The sequence below is a fragment of the Microcystis sp. M079S1 genome, from assembly GCF_020246425.1.
Taxonomy (GTDB): domain Bacteria; phylum Cyanobacteriota; class Cyanobacteriia; order Cyanobacteriales; family Microcystaceae; genus Microcystis; species Microcystis aeruginosa.
In genome coordinates this window covers 1-17747 of sequence record NZ_JADBSZ010000117.1, presented here as the reverse complement: position 1 = coordinate 17747, position 17747 = coordinate 1, and the positions used below count along the sequence as shown (strand labels likewise).

General features: G+C 42.5%; 15 protein-coding genes. 4 read left to right on the top strand and 11 right to left on the bottom strand.

What is annotated here, in order from left to right; translation table 11 throughout:
• Positions 1–313 precede the first annotated feature (313 nt).
• From chlP to IM456_RS07770, 5 genes are all read right to left on the bottom strand, one after another.
• Positions 314–1531 carry a geranylgeranyl reductase gene (gene chlP, locus IM456_RS07790; protein ID WP_002735532.1) on the bottom strand — a complete coding sequence of 406 codons (1218 nt, stop codon included), beginning with the start codon at positions 1529–1531 and terminating at the stop codon, positions 314–316.
• A 249-nt stretch (positions 1532–1780) separates the two neighbouring features.
• Entirely contained in the window at positions 1781–2875 is a 1095-nt protein-coding gene (locus IM456_RS07785; RefSeq protein ID WP_287693546.1) for a class III poly(R)-hydroxyalkanoic acid synthase subunit PhaC, read from the bottom strand.
• A 151-nt stretch (positions 2876–3026) separates the two neighbouring features.
• Positions 3027–4022, bottom strand: a complete 996-nt coding sequence (gene phaE / locus IM456_RS07780; protein ID WP_287693544.1) for a class III poly(R)-hydroxyalkanoic acid synthase subunit PhaE — start codon at positions 4020–4022, stop codon at positions 3027–3029.
• A gap of 315 nt (positions 4023–4337) precedes the next feature.
• Entirely contained in the window at positions 4338–5054 is a 717-nt protein-coding gene (phaB, locus tag IM456_RS07775) for an acetoacetyl-CoA reductase PhaB (protein WP_151696289.1), read from the bottom strand.
• A 12-nt stretch (positions 5055–5066) separates the two neighbouring features.
• Positions 5067–6257 (bottom strand): thiolase family protein, encoded by a 1191-nt coding sequence (locus tag IM456_RS07770; RefSeq protein WP_149986894.1) that lies wholly within the window; start codon positions 6255–6257, stop codon positions 5067–5069.
• A 219-nt stretch (positions 6258–6476) separates the two neighbouring features.
• On the opposite strand from IM456_RS07770, the gene IM456_RS07765 reads away from it, so the two are divergent.
• The gene (locus IM456_RS07765; protein WP_149986893.1) at positions 6477–7610 is read left to right on the top strand and encodes an FAD-dependent oxidoreductase; all 1134 of its coding nucleotides are present in this window, start codon (positions 6477–6479) and stop codon (positions 7608–7610) included.
• A gap of 212 nt (positions 7611–7822) precedes the next feature.
• Entirely contained in the window at positions 7823–8263 is a 441-nt protein-coding gene (gene psbQ, locus IM456_RS07760; RefSeq protein ID WP_287693540.1) for a photosystem II protein PsbQ, read from the top strand.
• A gap of 822 nt (positions 8264–9085) precedes the next feature.
• Here psbQ and IM456_RS07755 read toward each other — a convergent pair.
• The 4 genes from IM456_RS07755 to ahcY all read right to left on the bottom strand — a co-directional run bounded on the left by IM456_RS07755 (position 9086) and on the right by ahcY (position 13489).
• Positions 9086–9901: a prohibitin family protein gene (locus IM456_RS07755; protein ID WP_149986891.1), complete on the bottom strand. Its 816-nt coding sequence runs from the start codon at positions 9899–9901 to the stop codon at positions 9086–9088.
• Between the two features lie 276 nt (positions 9902–10177).
• Positions 10178–11361 (bottom strand): IS630-like element ISMae25 family transposase gene (locus IM456_RS07750; protein ID WP_287693548.1). Its coding sequence is split into 2 segments (ribosomal slippage): positions 10178–10914 and positions 10914–11361, totalling 1185 coding nucleotides; the frame shifts between segments, so codons are not numbered across the junction.
• Positions 11362–11490: 129 nt separating this feature from the next.
• Positions 11491–12096 carry a DedA family protein gene (locus IM456_RS07745; RefSeq protein WP_045360674.1) on the bottom strand — a complete coding sequence of 202 codons (606 nt, stop codon included), beginning with the start codon at positions 12094–12096 and terminating at the stop codon, positions 11491–11493.
• A 115-nt stretch (positions 12097–12211) separates the two neighbouring features.
• Positions 12212–13489: an adenosylhomocysteinase gene (ahcY, locus tag IM456_RS07740; protein WP_002763358.1), complete on the bottom strand. Its 1278-nt coding sequence runs from the start codon at positions 13487–13489 to the stop codon at positions 12212–12214.
• A 249-nt stretch (positions 13490–13738) separates the two neighbouring features.
• Here ahcY and IM456_RS07735 point away from each other — a divergent pair, with 249 nt between their 5' ends.
• Together IM456_RS07735 and IM456_RS07730 are read left to right on the top strand one after the other, a co-directional pair.
• Positions 13739–14932: an ImmA/IrrE family metallo-endopeptidase gene (locus tag IM456_RS07735; protein WP_287693536.1), complete on the top strand. Its 1194-nt coding sequence runs from the start codon at positions 13739–13741 to the stop codon at positions 14930–14932.
• Complete coding sequence (locus IM456_RS07730; protein WP_287693534.1) at positions 14932–15402, top strand: PIN domain-containing protein; 471 nt, start codon at positions 14932–14934, stop codon at positions 15400–15402. Before IM456_RS07735 ends, IM456_RS07730 begins: the two co-directional genes overlap by 1 nt.
• A gap of 62 nt (positions 15403–15464) precedes the next feature.
• Here the strand turns inward: IM456_RS07730 and IM456_RS07725 are convergent, their stop codons facing one another.
• Entirely contained in the window at positions 15465–16136 is a 672-nt protein-coding gene (locus IM456_RS07725) for a riboflavin synthase (protein ID WP_287693532.1), read from the bottom strand.
• A 16-nt stretch (positions 16137–16152) separates the two neighbouring features.
• Complete coding sequence (gene proA, locus IM456_RS07720; RefSeq protein WP_149986887.1) at positions 16153–17448, bottom strand: glutamate-5-semialdehyde dehydrogenase; 1296 nt, start codon at positions 17446–17448, stop codon at positions 16153–16155.
• Positions 17449–17747 lie beyond the last annotated feature (299 nt).

The following is a 17747-nucleotide window of genomic DNA, read 5'->3' as shown; positions in this document are numbered from 1 at the left end:
TTTCTAACACTTTCTGGTATAGTTCACTTATCATTTTCGTTATTTAGGTCATATATGGTAAATATGACTTATCTTTTTTTGGAGTCTGTGTCTGTATTTTATGCTACATAAGCTTTTCAGCTTGCTTGTCCCCCTGTCAGGTATAGGCTACATATCAGGAGAGGCACTCATGCAAGAGGCACTCATGCAAAAGGGAGAATAAATAATCAGTTTTTAATAACCAGATTTAGTATTAGAGAAGACAGGAGATGAAACAACCCAAAAGAAAACCCAACCACCGCCGGAGATTGGGTTTTCTGGTTATCAATTGATTTTAAGGAGCTAAAGCGTTACCGCGCAGGAGAGAACCGATGGTTTTAGCGGTAATCTTCATCTGTACGAGAGGATTAGCGGGAACAACGGTTTTATAGAGATAACTGTCAAAAGTCATCTTCTGTACGTCCTTATCGGAACACATTTCCACAAAAGCTTCCCGGGTGGCATCGGTACGGTAGAAAACCCGTTGCAGGATATCTAACACCAGATAGGTCATACCGTATTTCTTATCCCAACGCTTGAGGTAGAGTTTTAATTCGTCCTCTGTGGGGATACGTTGGCCGCCGTTAGTGACTTCGACAATGGTTTCGGCACACATCCGCGCCGATTTAGCGGCGAAATAGATGCCTTCTCCCGAAGACTTGGTAACTGTTCCCGCAGCATCGCCTACGAGGGCCACGCGACCGACTACACGACGAGGACGGGGATGTTCGGGGATGGGGTGAGCCTCCACGCGGATGATTTCGCCTCCTTCCAGACGACGGGCCGCGCGAGCGCGAATACCAGCTTGTAGGTCTTTAATCATGGCTTTATTGACCTTCATTGTGCCAGTACCGACGGCGACGTGATCGTATTTGGGGAATACCCAAGCGTAGAAGTCGGGGGATACGTCTTTTCCTACATACATTTCGGCCAGGTCTTCGTAGTAGGCCATTTTATCTTGGGGAAGACGGATGCGTTCTTGGAAAGCGATCGCATAGTTGTAATCCCCAGCATCAATAGCTTTAGCAATGCGGGAATTAGCACCGTCGGCGCCGATAACCACGTCCACCTTCAGAGATTTCATTTCCCCTTGGGAATTGCCGTGGGAGTGATCGGCGTAGTGTAGGGTATAGGGATCGGTGCTATTGGTGGGAATGTCGAGACCGTAAACGGTTCCGTTGATTAAATGCGCTCCTAATTTATGGGCGCGTTCTCTCATAAAACCGTCAAGGACTTCCCGACGACACATTCCGATATATTCGTCTTGATTATCGAGATTAATATCGACTTCGACGTTAGAGGGGGAGATCATTTTCATTTTTCTCACCCGGCGATCGATAATTTCAGGAGGTAGGTCAAATTCGCTCACCATACAGAGAGGAATCGCTCCACCACAGGGTTTAGCATTATCTAATTTGCGTTCAAATAAATAGGTTTCAATGCCTGCTTTAGCTAATGTTTCTGCCGCCGAAGAACCGGCCGGCCCTGAACCCACAACAGCGACTCTTAACACTCAGGTTTTCTCCTACATACTTACGAGCGAGTACGCTTTGCAGTGTACCACAGGGGTTTAGCCGAAAGGAACGAGATTCTCCGATTCTGCCCGATCTTGCAACAGTGCTTAACATCCTCTGTTACAAAAGTTTATTTTACTGCCCGTAGATGTTTTTTTATCGATGTGTTGTATTGTGTTACACCGATAGAGAAGAAAAGTGCTAAACCCCTCTCCCAAACCGGGAAAAGGGGATAGGTGGGAAGATTGTTAACCTCTTGCTTTCAACCAATCGCTAATAGCGGGGGGTAAATCCCGTTGCACTTTGCCACTGACATACATTCCGATATGTCCGACGGGGAAAGCACAAGCGGTATAGTCAGAAGTACCGATATAATTCCCTAAAGCGAGGGAAGAAGCGGGAGGTACAAGGTGATCTTTATCCGCATAAAGATTGAGAATTGGCATGGTCAGATTATGTAAATCTACCCGTTTATCTCCTAACATCACTTCCCCTTTAATCAGTTTATTTTGCTGATAGAAATCCTTGAGAAACTGTCGATAGGATTCTCCCGCTTGGTCGGGACTATCAAAAATCCATTTTTCCATACGCAGAAAATTAACTAATTTTGATTCGTCTTCCATGATGTCAGGAAAATCGAGGTATTTCTGATAACCTAACTGCAAAGGTTTCAATTCCAGAAACTCTAAGTTGAGAAAATCTCCCGGGATATTGCCCATAGTATCTACCATTAAATCGATGTCTAATGCTTCGGCTCCCAAGGAACACCCCCCGCGCATATTTAAGAGGGTCTCGGTTTGATAAAAGTCCACTGGTGTCACCATTGTCACCAGATTTTTTACCTTATCGGGATAGAGGGAACTATAGCATAAACTAAAGGTTCCTCCCTGACAGATTCCTAACAGATTAATTTTGTCAAGATGGTGACTTTGACGAATAAAATCGACACAATTATTGACATAACCATTGATATAATCATCAAGGGTTAACCAGCGATCGCTTCTGGTGGGATAGCCCCAATCAATTAAGTAGATATCTAAGCCTAATTTCAGCAGATTTGCCACTAAAGAACGCCCTTCCTGTAAATCTACCATGTAGGGACGATTGACCAAAGCATAAACCATCAGCAAGGGTATCTCGAAGGGTTTTTCGACCACGGGTTTGAAGTGGTAGAGAATGATTTTATCTTCCCGATAAACTGCTTCTTTTTCCGATACTCCACACTGAATATCTTCTTCTTTAACTCGTTTGAGATTGTCTAACCCTTTGAGATTTTTTTGAGTTAATTCTAGATAATCTTGGGTAAAATCTTCCAGTTTCACTTGCGTCAAAAATGGCCACATAATTTAATTCTCCTAGGGAAGTGGGGATTTTTCAGTGAGCAGTGAACAGTAAACAGTAATCAGTGAAAAGAAAGTTCCGAAGTTTTCACCTAACACTATATACTGAAAACTGCAATCCGATAACTGATAACTGATTGTCAAGCACAATTAACTAATTGTTACTTTCTACTGCTTTTTTTTCTCCTAAAGTTTTTTTGAGACTTTTTACCTCTTTGCGTAATTCATAGATAGTCCGATGAATTTCATCGACTTCGCTGCGGGTAGGCAGATTCATTGAGCGCAGGTAAATTTCCATTAAATCCTGCTGTTTGAGGCGATAATCATTGAGGGAATTAATAAATTTTCCCCGTACTTTTAGGTTTTCTGGTTGACAAAAAGCCTTTTCAAAAATATCATCAGCGACGACACTCCACACATCTTGAAATTCTCGCCAATTCTTGACAGGTTGACCTTTTTCTGCTAGGAAAACTAATTTTTTAGTTAAAGCTTCAAAGGATTTAACTTGAATATCAGCCAGCACAATTTGATAGTTAATACTAGCTTGATAAAGAACCCGCCAAGTTTCAAAACTATCGAGTAATTTGCGGTTAAATTCTCGCGGCAATCCCAATAAAGGCATCTGTAACCATTGGCCAAAAGTTTCATCATAAAACTTCTGCCAATAGATATTATTGAGTTCGATCAAAGAAGAAGTATTACCTAACCAAGCTTTGGTTATTGTGTCATTTGACAGGACGAAAGGATCGAACCATAAATGATTGAGACTTTGCAACTGTTGCAGGTAAATTGTCCATAGTTGACTGACATCTTGACTACTTTGGGAAGTGGTGGCAGTAAAACTATTCAGTTGACCGCGCATCTGTTGAGTATAATTATTTAAAATTGTTTGCCAGTCTTCTCCTGTTTGCATTTTCGGGAAGATACTTTCCCAAGCTTCCACCGATAATTTTAGGAATTTGATCAATAAATCCCGATTATCAAAATAGCGCTGGGTTGCCTCTTGCAATTCTGGTTTAATATTGCCCATAGGAGTCGGTATCGCCCCCATCATATCAAACCAACTTGACCACATTTTTGCCCCGGTTTCCGTCCAAAGATTGACGTAATCGGCGGCCATCTCACTCCAAGCTTGTGTCGGTTTATCCATTATTTTTGCCCTTTTCCTTTAACGCTGATTTCGCTAGTTTACTAACCCACCCTACACCCGATAACTGATAAGTAGTCGTGTAAAATTAATTTCCTAGTCGAGACTCCGAGACAGAAGACAGATAACTGATAACTTACCCACTGATAACTGATTAAGCACAATTATTTGTAGGATGGGTTAGCGGTAGCGTAACATAATCGGGCGTTGGGTTTCATGCTTCAACCCAACCTACGTTCATCTTATATTTAATTCCATCCACCTACTTAACTTACCCACTGATAACTTACCCACTGATAACTGATAACTGATAACTGATTAGGTGTGATGGGCCCCATTGACTCTGAGGACTTCTCCAGAGACATAACTGCTGGCAACAGGAGAGAGTAAATAGGCAGTTGCCCAGGCGATATCTGCGGGTTCACCGAAGCGACGACAGGGAATTTCGGCGGTGATTTTATCGCGAACTTTATCGGGAATCGCTAAAGTCATTTCCGTGTTAATAAACCCCGGTGCAATCGCATTGGCGCGAATATTATAACGGGCAGCTTCCCGGGCCAAGGATTTGACTAAACCAATAACTGCCGCTTTTGTGGCCGCGTAATTAGTTTGGCCGGCATTACCGCGATCACCGGAAATAGAACTAATACAAACGATCGATCCCGCTTGTCGTTCGTACATTCCCTCAATAAACGGTTTAATCGTGTGATTAACCCCTTTGAGGTTGACATTAATCACTAAATCCCAATCTAGCGGCGTTAATTTAGGGAAAAAGTTATCTCTGGTAATCCCCGCGTTAGCGACGATACCGTAAACCGGTCCCAATTCCGCTTCAATTTGTTTAGCTGCCGCTTCCATGGATTCCAACTTAGTCACGTCGGCCACAATGCCTAAACCCTGGGGATTATCGGCGACTAAATCCGTGTAGGCCACCTTGGCCCCCAAATCTATCAAAAGAGAGACAATAGCCGCCCCAATGCCTCGATTTCCGCCGGTAACGACGATAACTTTTTCCTCTAGTCCCAGAGATACCATAGCTTTTTCCTCCTAAACTCTTTCAATTGCGATCGCTGTTCCGCCACCCGTCCCGTGACAGATAGAGCCCAGACCGAGGGTTTTATCCTGTACTTTCAACGCATTAATTAACGTCACCAGAATCCGCGCGCCGGAAGCGCCGATAGGATGACCCAATGCGATCGCACCACCGTGAACGTTTTGTTTTTCCCTAGCTAACCCCAGATCCATCTCAAAAAGCAGATTATTTAAGGCAAAAGCTTCGTTATTTTCCACTAAATCGAAATCTTCGATCGTTTTATTTAGAGATGATAGTAATTTTTTCACCGCTAGGACGGGGAATTCTGGGAAGCGATCGGTTTTTCCAGCACCCACAGCGCCGCCAAGGATTTTGGCAATTGGTTTTAAACCGTACTGATCCACAGCTTTTTGACTGGCTAAAAGGATAGCGGCGGCCCCATCGGAAATCTGACTACTATTCCCTGCGGTTAAAACTCCCGATGGATTAAAAGCTGGCCGCAGTTTTCCTAAACCTTCTGGGGTACTATCGGAACGAATACCCTCATCTTTGTCAATTATTGTGGATCCTTTCTTAGATTTAAGTTCAATTGGCACAATTTCCCCATTAAACCAGCCTTTTTCTGTGGCTGTGGCCGCTCTTTGGTGGGATAAAGCGGCAATTTCGTCTAATGCTTGCCGAGAAACCCCGCGATCGAGACAGAGGCGATCAACTTGGGAACCCATGCCCTCACCCGTGGTAGCATCGGTTAAGCCATCGTGGAGCAATAAATCGGTTAATTGTTCTGGCGCGCCCATCAGTAATTTATAACCCCACCGGGCCCGATGGGAGAGAAAAAAGCCGGTTTGGGACATGGATTCGATGCCACCGGCGAGGACGAGATCAGCTTCGCGTGCGCGAATTAAGGTAGCAGCATTACTAACGGCAATCATTCCCGAAGAACAAACCATATCCACCCGATATCCGCCCACGGCTAGGGGAATTCCCGCTTTAATCGCCGCTTGTCTAGGGATGAGTTGGCCGTGGCCCGATCCCAAAACATTGCCGAAAATGTACAAATCTAGGGCTTCTGGTGGCAAATTAGCGATTTCTAGGGCGGATTTCATCACTGTTGCCCCTAAATCGGCTGGGGATAATCCCATCAATCCCCCACCAAAACGACCAATTGGAGTCCGGACTGCGGCCACGATATAAACTTCTTGCATAGACTTCTCTCTATTGGGAAGCGAAGATAATAGATAGAATTTGCTTAAGAATATCGAGTCCGAAAAAATCAAAATCCCAATTTACTGTCATTGGTTAAAAGTTTATGGCCTCGATGCCTTGAGTTTTTGTCTATCTACCCTCGATTTTGCAACAGAATTTCTGTGTAAGAAGATATATTCATTAGAATTTAACTTTTCTGGCAGCAATCCCGTTTTTTTATGGATTTAGTCAAGCGCTTGGTTTTTATCGGTGGTGGTCATAGTCATGCGATCGCCCTTCGTCTTTGGGGGCAATCACCCCTAAAAAACGTTCAATTAACTTTAATTAGCGATGTCACCCATACCCCCTATTCGGGAATGTTACCCGGCCACATCGCCGGTTTTTATGATTTTGCTGAGACTCATATCGATTTACCTTCTCTAGCTAGGTATTCTCAAGCGCAATTCTGTTTAGCTAAGGCTAATTTTATAGATAGGGAAAAATGTCAAGTAATTTGTAATAATTCTTTACAGATTCCCTTTGATTATCTCTCGATCGATATCGGCAGCATCCCGGCAGTAGATAATGTTATTGGTGCTCAAGAGTACACTATTCCCGCCAAACCGGTGCCGATTTTTCGGGAAGGATGGCAAGAAATCCTGAAAAAAGCGGTTATTAACCCTAATAATTCTTTAAATATTGTCATTGTTGGTGGTGGCGCGGGCGGGGTAGAATTAGCTTTAAATATGCAGTCCCGTTTGGCCAAAATTCTCAACTCTAGCAGTAATTTGAATTTGTCTCTAATTCATCGAGGAAAAAAACTACTACCGAACCATAATAATTGGGTCGGTCAACGTTTAGAGAATATTTTTAAACAAAGGGGGATTAGATTATATTTATCAACGGATGTGACGGCAGTGCAAGCAGATCAGATTATCTGTTCATCGGGGTTAGTTTTACCCATGGATTATACAATTTGGGTAACGACTGCCTCGGCCCCTAGTTGGATAAAAGCGTCAGGATTACTGACAGATGAAAAAGGGTTTATTTTAGTGAATAATTATCTGCAATCTCTTTCCCATCCCCATATTTTTGCCGTGGGAGATATTGCCACGATTCCAGATTATCCCCGTCCGAAAGCGGGAGTTTTTGCCGTCCGACAAGGAAAACCCCTGTTTGATAATTTAGGAAGAATTCTGCAAAATCGGCCCTTAAAACCCTATTTTCCCCAGAAAAATTATCTGAGTTTAATCGGGACAGGAGACCAAAAAGCGATCGCATCTTGGGGTGGTTTCGGATGGCAATCACCGTTATTATGGTCATGGAAAGATCGGATCGATCGAGCTTTTATGAGACAGTTTGATAAGCTCTAGTCAATAACGAAGGCAGGTCTCTTCCTGCCGACCGCCTCTCTCTGTGCAGGGATTTCAGACTTAAGGGGAAAAGTAAGAGTTACTGTCAAGGCCGTAGGGAGTAAAATCTGATTTCGGAATCCCACAACCTGATAAAGTAAAAATCGTCCCGATAGCTTGACTGGTTATCGGGAGAAAACGTCAATAGTTTGTTAAATAGTACATATAAACCAATGCCACGTCTTCGCTCGATTATTTCCCTAGTTTTAGTCCTAGTTACTACGCTGCTGGTTAGCTGCAGTGGTCCGCAAGCAACTATCCCCACCGTCTATAGTCCGCAAAAAATCGAACAGTTACAGGTTTACATCCAACCTATCGCAGAGTTTCGCCAAAAAATGAGCGTTTTGCAAGACCTCATCGCTGACAAAAATTGGGTAGACACTCGCACCTATATCCACGGTCCTTTGGGGCAATTGCGTCAGGAAATGGTAGGATTATCCCGTAATTTACTGCCCAAAGACCAAGAAAAAGCCAAGCAGTTAGCGAAAAATCTTTTCGTTCACTTTGAACGTATCGATGCGGCAGCCAAAGAAAAAGATGCTAGTCTCGCTGCTACTCAATTCCAAGAAGCATTAAAAGACTTCGATGCTTTCTTAAATATTCTTCCTAGTTAGGGTTGGCTGAATAAATCTAAAAACCTTGTTGGGTAAGACTTTTAGACCTTTTGTCAATCAAAAAGTAACGGATATGGGAGTGAGCGGGCGGAAAATTCAGGGACTTTTTCCCTGAAAATTAGGTAATTGACGTCCTGAAAATGGGTAAAACCCTACACCCTACACCCCACACCCTGCCCCCACGAGAAACTTTTTGCCGCAAACCCTAGTTAGTTTGTGTCAGGAGACAGAATCAGTTATCAGTTATCAGCTTTTTAGCCATCAGCCGTCGGCTTTTTCTCTCCCTGTTCTCTGCTTCCCAACCCCTAACACGCTCTTGGCAGGAACAAACTGTCCGCTTGCCGTTGGCTGGAAATCTGGCTAGGGTTGAAGCACGGGGGTTATTTGTCTATGTTCAAATTGGGAATTTGGAACCCGTTCGTCTAGCCTTTGCTTGGGTACAGGCCTCTCAGATACCCTTAATTCTTGGGCAAACCAACTTTTTTCGCCAATTTGATGTCTGTTTTCAACGATCGCGATGTACGATTGAAATTATCCGATTCTAATCAGGGTCGATGTGCAGATGTGTTTTAGGTGAGATCGTGCTTTTGTTTAGTATTGATGGAGAAAAGTAATGCTGGGTTTCCTGCCCTCAACCCAGCCTACGGATATCTAAATTAGGGCTTAATAATTTAAGAGTCACTGATAATTCCCGATTGTCGATATTTCTACAAAGTTAAGATGCGGCCCCAGCAGTTCTTGTGGGAAATTTTCCCGTAGCCGGTCGGACTTATTCTTTCGTGGAAGTCATGGCAAAATCTCTTTAACGCGAACTAAAGTTATTTACTTTTTTTGAGATGATAATAAATTGGAATCGATGTTAATCAGGGGAAGGGAGCCTGAACCAGTCATGACGACAGGAAAACGTCCATCCCACTTTTCGATTGCTCGTTGTTGTAAAATTTCTGCTGTTAGGTTTTGGCGCAATAGTTTTTGAGCTTCTGCCTGTCCCTTCGCGCGGTTGATTTCCGCTTTCGCTTCCTGTGCTGCTTGTTGTGCGCGAAAAGCTGCTTCTTGTGCCTTTTGTTCTGCTACTTGTTTGGCTTCAATCGCCGCGTTAAACTCTTCGGAAAAACCAAAATTAACGAGAGATACATCATTGATAATTATCCCATAACGTCTTAGTCTTTGGGCGAGGGAAGTGTCAATTTCACGCTTGAGTTCTCCTCGCTCTTGCAAGATATTCTGTACGGGACGTTGTGCTGTTGCCGCTTTGACAATTTCCGATACTGCTGGGTTGATAATACCAGAGACAATCTCATTTATATCCCCAACTTGTTGATAAATCTGATTGACTTTGTCGGGGTCGATGTGCCAGTTAACGATAATAGTTGTTTCCACATCTTGCAAATCTTTGGAAGATCCTTTTGCCTTTACTTCCGTTGTTTGGACTCGAACGTTGATGGGCTTGATCTTGGTGACAATCGGTATAACGGGATGAATTCCTTCATCGAGGATTTGTTTTTGCACTTTGCCAAAGTACATGACAACGCCGCGTTCGCCAGTATCAATAACGGCAAAAGGGCGCAGTATGGTAGTAAAAGCTAATATTAAAATTCCCCCCGCCATTAATGGTATTATATTGCGATTGTAATTCATGACAACTCCTTAGATATTTGATCGGTTTTATCGTACCACTGTTATTATAAGTAAGTAATCTCAATTAATTTTTAGATAGTGGGACAAGCTTCTGGTTCTTTGTATTTTATCTTTAATTGTAATTGGCTACTTAGTTGATGATAGGTGGTGCGTTACTTCAATCATAGTCCATCACACAATCACAGTCGATGATAGGTGGTGCGTTACGAGGGATTGTTACCTTCCAGTCACAGCAGCAATTTTGGCCGTCTAACGTACCCTACTGGACTGTTTCAACTAATTTGGTGCAATAGATTCTCCCGATTCCTCCTGCTCAAACACAGGATAAAGATGTTTCAGCTTGACCCTAGCATCGCTGGTCGTAAACGTCCATATTACTGTAGATGCAGTCTGATTACGTTCTTTTTGCCAGGTTTCTATCTCCCTTTTCAGTTCTTCCTTGCTAGAAATCCTTCTATCTAAACATTGCCTCGATAAGACGCTTAGTTCAGTTTCGGCTACATTTAACCAGCTACCATTACGAGGTGTGTAATAAATTTCCAGTCTTCTAGCTAAACGATGAGCAACGGGTGCTGGAAATGCTTCATAAAGCGAGGCTATGTTATGAGTGTTGAGATTATCACAGACGAGCTTGACTTTTCGAGCCTTTGGATAGTCCACATCCAATAATTGACGAATTTCTTCTGCCCAATCTATTCGGGTTCGACTATCTCGGTTACTCACCCGTCTCCATCCTCGATGGGGGTCAAAAAACATGAACAAGGCTTGAACCCCTTCACGACTATAGTGATAGTCTTCTTTTTTATCTTGTCCAGGTTGCATGGGTATCGGAGGGTAAACTTCTCCAAGTAGTTGCTTTGATGCTTCATCCATCGCGATTAACGGTTCTTCTTCCGATGGCTGAGTGCCATACAGGTCAAGGACAACTTCCATCTGGGCAACAAATCGGGCTAAATCCTGTTCCGGAATACAGTATCTTTGGGTTTTCCAAGGGCGTAATTGGTTTTTTTTAGAGTACGCCACGCCGTTGGACTGGAAATCTCGGTGATCATTTGTCTTTGTTTGAGTTCCGAAGTTAATAGTCGGATTGTCCACTCGGCTCGGCCAGATGGTGGCTCCGAACAGCACAGGGCAATGATTTGGGCGGCGGCGGCTCCATCAACTTTTGCCGGAGTGGGGGGAGTTTTTCTCGATTTCCGTTCTAATGCTGGTTTTTCGCCTTTTTGAAGAAATCTTTGCCGAATACGTCCCACTGTATTTCTATGGACCTCTAAAGCTTCGCCTATTTCTTCATCTGTCCATTTTCTTTTCGCCTGTTCTCCCTCGTCACACATCAGCAAAATCCGAGCGTGGAGAATTTTTTTAGCTGGTGCATAGCCATTACGACTGATTTGTTCGAGGTTTTCTCTTTGTTCCCCTGTTAGATTGACTTTATCTCGCCGACCTCTTCCCCTTAAAATGTCCTCTGCTTGTTCGAGCTATTGCCCTATTTTAGCTGAAACAGTCCAGTAGGGTGCGTTAGACGGCAAAAATTGCTGCTTTGACTGGAAGGTGACAATCCGTCGTAACGCACCACCTATCATCAACATTTACTCGTACCGGCGGTTACGTTTGCGGATAATCCAGAGGATAAACCAGATAACCAGGGCAAGTAGAGCTATTTTTGACACGGGAGCCAGATATTCTTCGACAAGGGGGTAATTTTTCCCTAAAAAGTAACCTGCTGCCGTTAAAAAAACGACCCAGAGGGTCGTGCCGATGGTGGAGTAAACTAAAAAGGGAATCATCGCCATGTGATTCATCCCTGCGGGTAAAGAAATCAGGGTTCGGACTCCGGGGACTAAACGACAGAGTAAAACCGCTTTACTACCGTGACGGTTAAACCATTGATTAGCTTTTTGAATATCTTTAGCGGAAACGGTAATCCATTTGCCGTATTTATCGGCTAGTTTTTCGATTTTTTCCTCATCCACAACGCGACCGAGATAATACCAAGGTAGCGCTCCGACTACGGTTCCGACAATCCCCGCTACCACTGCCGGAATAAATTCCATTTGTCCCTCATGGACGGTAAAACCCGCCAGGGGCATAATTAATTCTGAGGGAATGGGAGGAAAAAGATTCTCTAAAAACATTAATAGGGCTATGCCTAAATAGCCCATGGAAGTCATTGTATTTGTAATCCATTCAGTCATATTTTTTTATGATTTAGAAAACAGTTTAAAAGGAAAAAAAGGGGTTTGGGGAAGTATTTTCAGTGAACTGAAAACTGAAAAATCACACCTGATAACTGATAACTGATAACTGATATTAGGTTCCGGAAGTCCAGGAGTTGATATATTCTAATTGGGCTTCGGTGAGGGTATCGATTTCAATCCCCATAGCTTGCAGTTTCAAACGGGCGATTTCTTGGTCTAATTCGTAGGGAATTGAGTAGATGCCGGGGGCTAATTTACCTTTATTTTTAACCAAGTATTCTACACCGATCGCCTGGTTAGCGAAACTCATATCCATAACGGCGCTAGGATGACCTTCGGCGGCCGCGAGGTTAACTAGGCGACCTTCACCGATAACAACGACGGATTTACCGCTTTTTAGGCTATATTGTTGGGTAAAGTTGCGAACTTCCTTGACATTATCGGCTTTTGCGCCTAAAGCTTGCAGGTCGATTTCAATATCAAAGTGACCGGAGTTGGAAACAATCGCCCCATCTTTCATCAGGTCAAAATGTTCAGCCCGGATAACGTGCTTGTTACCGGTAACGGTGATGAAGATATCGCCTTCTTTAGCGGCTTCATCCATGGGCATAACCCGGAAACCGTCCATCGCCGCTTCAATGGCACGCACGGCGTTAATTTCGGTGACAATTACATTAGATCCTAAACCTTTGGCCCGCATAGCGACACCTTTACCACACCAACCATAACCAGCCACAACCACGGTTTTACCGGCAAGGAGGATATTGGTGGCGCGAATGATACCATCAAGGGTAGATTGACCTGTACCGTAGCGATTATCAAAGAAATGCTTGGTTTCTGCGTCGTTAACGTTCATTGCGGGGAAGGATAATACCCCGGCTTTGAGCATGGCTTGCAAACGGACGATACCGGTGGTAGTTTCTTCGGTAGTACCGATAATGTCGGGTAATTGGTGACTTCTTTCTTTAACCAGGGTGGCCACTACATCACAACCATCATCGATGATAATCTGGGGTTTGTGATCGAGGGCGATTTGAACGTGACGGTGATAGGTGTCGTTATCTTCCCCTTTGATTGCATAAACGGGGATGCCGTAATCAGCGACTAAACAAGCGGCCACATCATCTTGGGTGGAAAGGGGATTGCTGGCAATTAGTAACGCATCAGCGCCACCGGCTTTGAGTGCGATGGCTAAATTGGCGGTTTCGGTGGTAACGTGGCAGCAAGCGACTAAACGCAGTCCGGCAAAGGGTTTTTCGATAGCGTAACGTTCGGCTAATTGACGCAAAACGGGCATTTCCCGTCCGGCCCATTCGATGCGTTGTTTGCCGATGGGGGCTAAACTAATATCTTTAATGTCGTATTTCTGTTGAACTGGTGTTGCTACCATAAGGGGTTTTGGTTTTCCTTAAATACAAGCCTAGGCTATTGGTTAATTTAACTTAACATTGTCCGGGGATTTTGGCCAATGTCAAGCTTTCGGCTAGCTTTTTATATAGGAAAAAGTTATCAATTCCTCGCTGACCTATCCAGAACTCAGTACATTGTCTCTATTTTGTCCGATTATCTAGTACAATTGAGCTATTGCATGATCTAAATTAAGCTAGAAATCTCTATCTCGTGATGATAAGATGAACTGATGGGCGACAAACTGACAGGCGTTAATCCCAATATAATCCAATGGGCAAGAGAAAGGGCAAGATATTCTCTTGAGTCTGTAGCGGTCAAGTTTAAAAAAGATGTTTCTGTTATCGAGAAATGGGAGTCAGGAGAAGACTTTCCTACTTATAGTCAATTGGAAAAGTTAGCAGAAATATATAAACGTCCTCTCGCTTTATTCTTTTTCCCAGAACCTCCCCTAGAAGCGGAGGAAAAACAAGAATTTAGAACTTTGCCAGACTTTGAAATCGAAAATTTGGCCGCCGATACTATCTATGCTTTACGACAAGCAAAAGCGATGCAATTGTCGCTACAGGAAATTAATAATGGTATTAATCCTAGTACCAAGAAAATCTTTCAGGATATTGCGGTTAGCTCTAGTGATGATTTAAGGAAATTAGCCGAACAGATCAGAAATTATTTAAACGTTACTCTAGAAGAACAACTGACCTGGAATGATCGGGAAACTGCCTTAAAAAAATGGCGTAGTGCCGTGGAAGAAGCTGGTATTTTTATTTTTAAGCGTTCTTTTAAGCAGCGAGAAATTTCGGGATTTTGCTTGATAGATATTGAATTTCCAATCATCTATCTTAATAATAGCACGGAAAAATCTAGACAAATATTTACCATTTTTCATGAATTAGCACATATTCTTTTGCAGACTAATGGAATTACTAAGTCTGACGATAGATATATTAATAGTTTGCAAGGAGAAAATAAATATATCGAGATATTTTGTAATAAATTTGCTGCGGAGTTTTTGCTTCCTAATCATGTTTTTTCTGAGATAATCAGAGAAACAATAGTTAACGTTAACGATAACGATAACGATAAAATTATCTCGAAAATTTCCAGTGATTATAAGGTTAGTCGAGAAGTAGTTTTACGAAAACTATTAGATAATAACTTAATTTCTCAGAAAGAATATACTCTTAAAGTAAACGAGTGGTACAGTGAGCAGGTGGGAAAAAGTCAGGACAAAAATAAAAAATCTGGGGGTAATCCCTATGCTAATCAGGCGACATATTTGGGAGAAAATTACCTAAAACTTGTGTTCAATAAATACTATCAAGGCCAATACGATATCGAGCGCGTTGCCGATTATCTAAACATTAAAAAAGTTGCTATGGTGGAACAACTTGAACAATATTTATTAGACAAAGGACTGTTTTGATGGTTTACATTTTTGACACAAGTAGTTTTAAGGTTTTAGGAAACTATTTTCCCAAAAGTTTTCCTACCGTTTGGCAAAAAATCGATTTGATTGTGTCAGAAGGTAAACTACAATCAGTACGCGAAGTGCTTAAAGAAGTAGAATATGGCAATAATAAACAATTTGGTTTAGATTGGATAGACTTCAATAAACAAATATTTTTACCACCCACTGCTCAGGAAACTTTATTTATTCCTGAAATTTTTTCTATAAGAAACTTTAAGGATTTAGTGAGTGAAAAAGTAAGATTACAAGGAAAGCCAGTGGCAGACCCATTTATTATTGCCGCTGCTAAGATAAAAGACGGTTGCGTAATTACCGAAGAAGCCTTGAAGCCTAATGCTCCCAAAATCCCCACAGTCTGTCAACACTTTTCTATCGATTGTACCAATGTTCAGGGTTTAATGGAGCGAGAAGGTTGGCAATTTTAAAACTAAAATTAATGGATAAATTGCCAATAAATTTATATGTTGAAAAGGCTTTTTCTGGAAAACTAATAACCATGTTCAGCCAGAAATTCTAGGCTAATCTCGGTAGGAGCGTGATAAGAGCGCATTCTTAGCAATTTTTCCACATATTTGCCTAAAATATCCCCTTCTAGATTCACCCAATCGCCTAATTTTAAATGGGAAAGATTGGTTTCGGCGTAGGTGTGGGGGATGACAGCCACTTTAAACCAGCTGCCGGAGGCATCACAATCGGCCACGGTTAAACTAATGCCATTAACAGCTATACTGCCCTTACCGACGATATAACGAGCTATGTAGTTATTCCACTGCTCTTCTAGGGAACTAGGGGCAGCAAAGGTCATTTCCCAAGAATTAGCCACGATTATCGATTCGACTAAACAGCCAATTCCGTCCACATGACCAGTGACAAAATGACCGCCGATTTTACTACCCACCCGCAAAGAGGTTTCTAGGTTAACGTTGGTTTCTGTGTGAATTCTTCGTCCTAAAGTAGTGCGCTGTAGGGTTTCCGGGGAAGCGGTGGCCAGAAAACCCTCTGGGAGAATTTCCTCAACTGTCAAACAAACCCCATCCACAGCCACACTATCACCAATCATTAAATCTTGGATAATTGTATCAGAAGATACAGACAAATAGAGTCTATCGGTATCCACGACACGAATCGTTGCCAAGGCTTGAATTAATCCTGTAAACATCTGCTTTTTTTCTCGACTATAAATCCTTGTGAGTGAAAGATTGGGCATTTTCCCCAGAATAATCGGCGACAATATGACCATCTCCCACTAATTGGTATTTGTAGGTCACTAATCCCTCTAATCCCACCGGACCGCGGGGGGGCATTTTTTGGGTACTGATACCCACTTCAGCCCCAAAACCGTAACGGAAACCATCGGCAAATCGAGTGGAACAATTATGAAAAACTCCGGCAGCATCGACTCGATCGCTAAAGGTTTTGGCTGTGTTAAGATTTTCGCTGACAATGCCTTCCGTGTGTCGAGAACCGTAATAATTAATATGTTCGATCGCTGATTCTAGACTATCGACAATTTTAATTGACAGAATTAAATCACTATATTCGGTTTGCCAGTCTTGTTCTGTGGCCGATGGCACGTTAATAATCTGACAAGTTGCTTCATCTCCTAATAATTTAACCTTTTTTTCCTCTAATGCCTGTGCCACTGCGGGTAAAAATTGTCTAGCGATGTCTTGATGAACCAATAAAGTCTCAATGGCATTACAAGCGGCAGGATATTGGGTTTTGCCATCGACGGTAATCCTAATTGCTTTGCTTAAATCGGCTTCTTTATCGATGTAAAGATGACAGATACCATCGGCATGACCGAGGACGGGAATGCGGGTATTATTTTGGATATAACGAACAAATTCGTTAGAACCTCTAGGAATTATTAAATCGATGTATTGATCAAGTTTTAAGAGTTCCTGAATTTCTTCTCTTGTTGTTAATAATCGTACCGCCGCTGGATTAACTTTAGTTTGACTCAATGCCTGATGAATAATTATTACTAAAGCTTGACAAGAACGGAGTGCCTCTTTCCCCCCTTTTAAAATAACGCCATTACCAGATTTAATCGCTAAACTGGTAATTTGAATTAAAGCATCGGGACGAGCTTCAAAAATCACCCCTAAAACCCCTAAAGGACAGGTTATTCTCCGAAGAATTAAACCTTGATCTAATTCCCGATTAATTTGCATCGTAGCTAAAGGATCTGCTAATTTAGCCACATCTCGCACCCCAGCAATGGCGGCTTTTAATTTGCTGGGACTTAACTCTAATCGCGCACATAAAGCCTGGGATAATTGCATCGCTTTGGCAGTTTGAACATCGGCGATATTAGCTTCTAGTATCTTATCAGCATTGGCAGTTAAAGCATCAGCAATAGCCTCTAAAGCTTCATTCCTTTCTTCGTTAGTCAGGATAGCCAGTTGACGACTCGCTTGACGGGTTTCTCTGGCGATTTCGGGGAGGGATAGAGAAGTTGTAACCATAGAAAATTAAACGTAATAACCGCTATCTTGTTTATCTTATCTTATTTTTGAGAAAGTTTCAGGGTGATTACACCTCATTGTAAAAATCAAAAATTGTTGTTAGGGTTAGGAGTCAGTAGCCAGTAAGTAGTTAGGTGTTAAAAATTGTCAGATTCCCCCTGTCCATTAGTCACATCTTTCTTAACATTTGAAACCTTTGTAGCACAAGGCTTTCAAGACTCGGTTAACAATCTGTAATATTCCTTGTTGACACCCTTACTGACAAAGAAAAAACTGAAATCAAGTCAGGATAAGGGTTG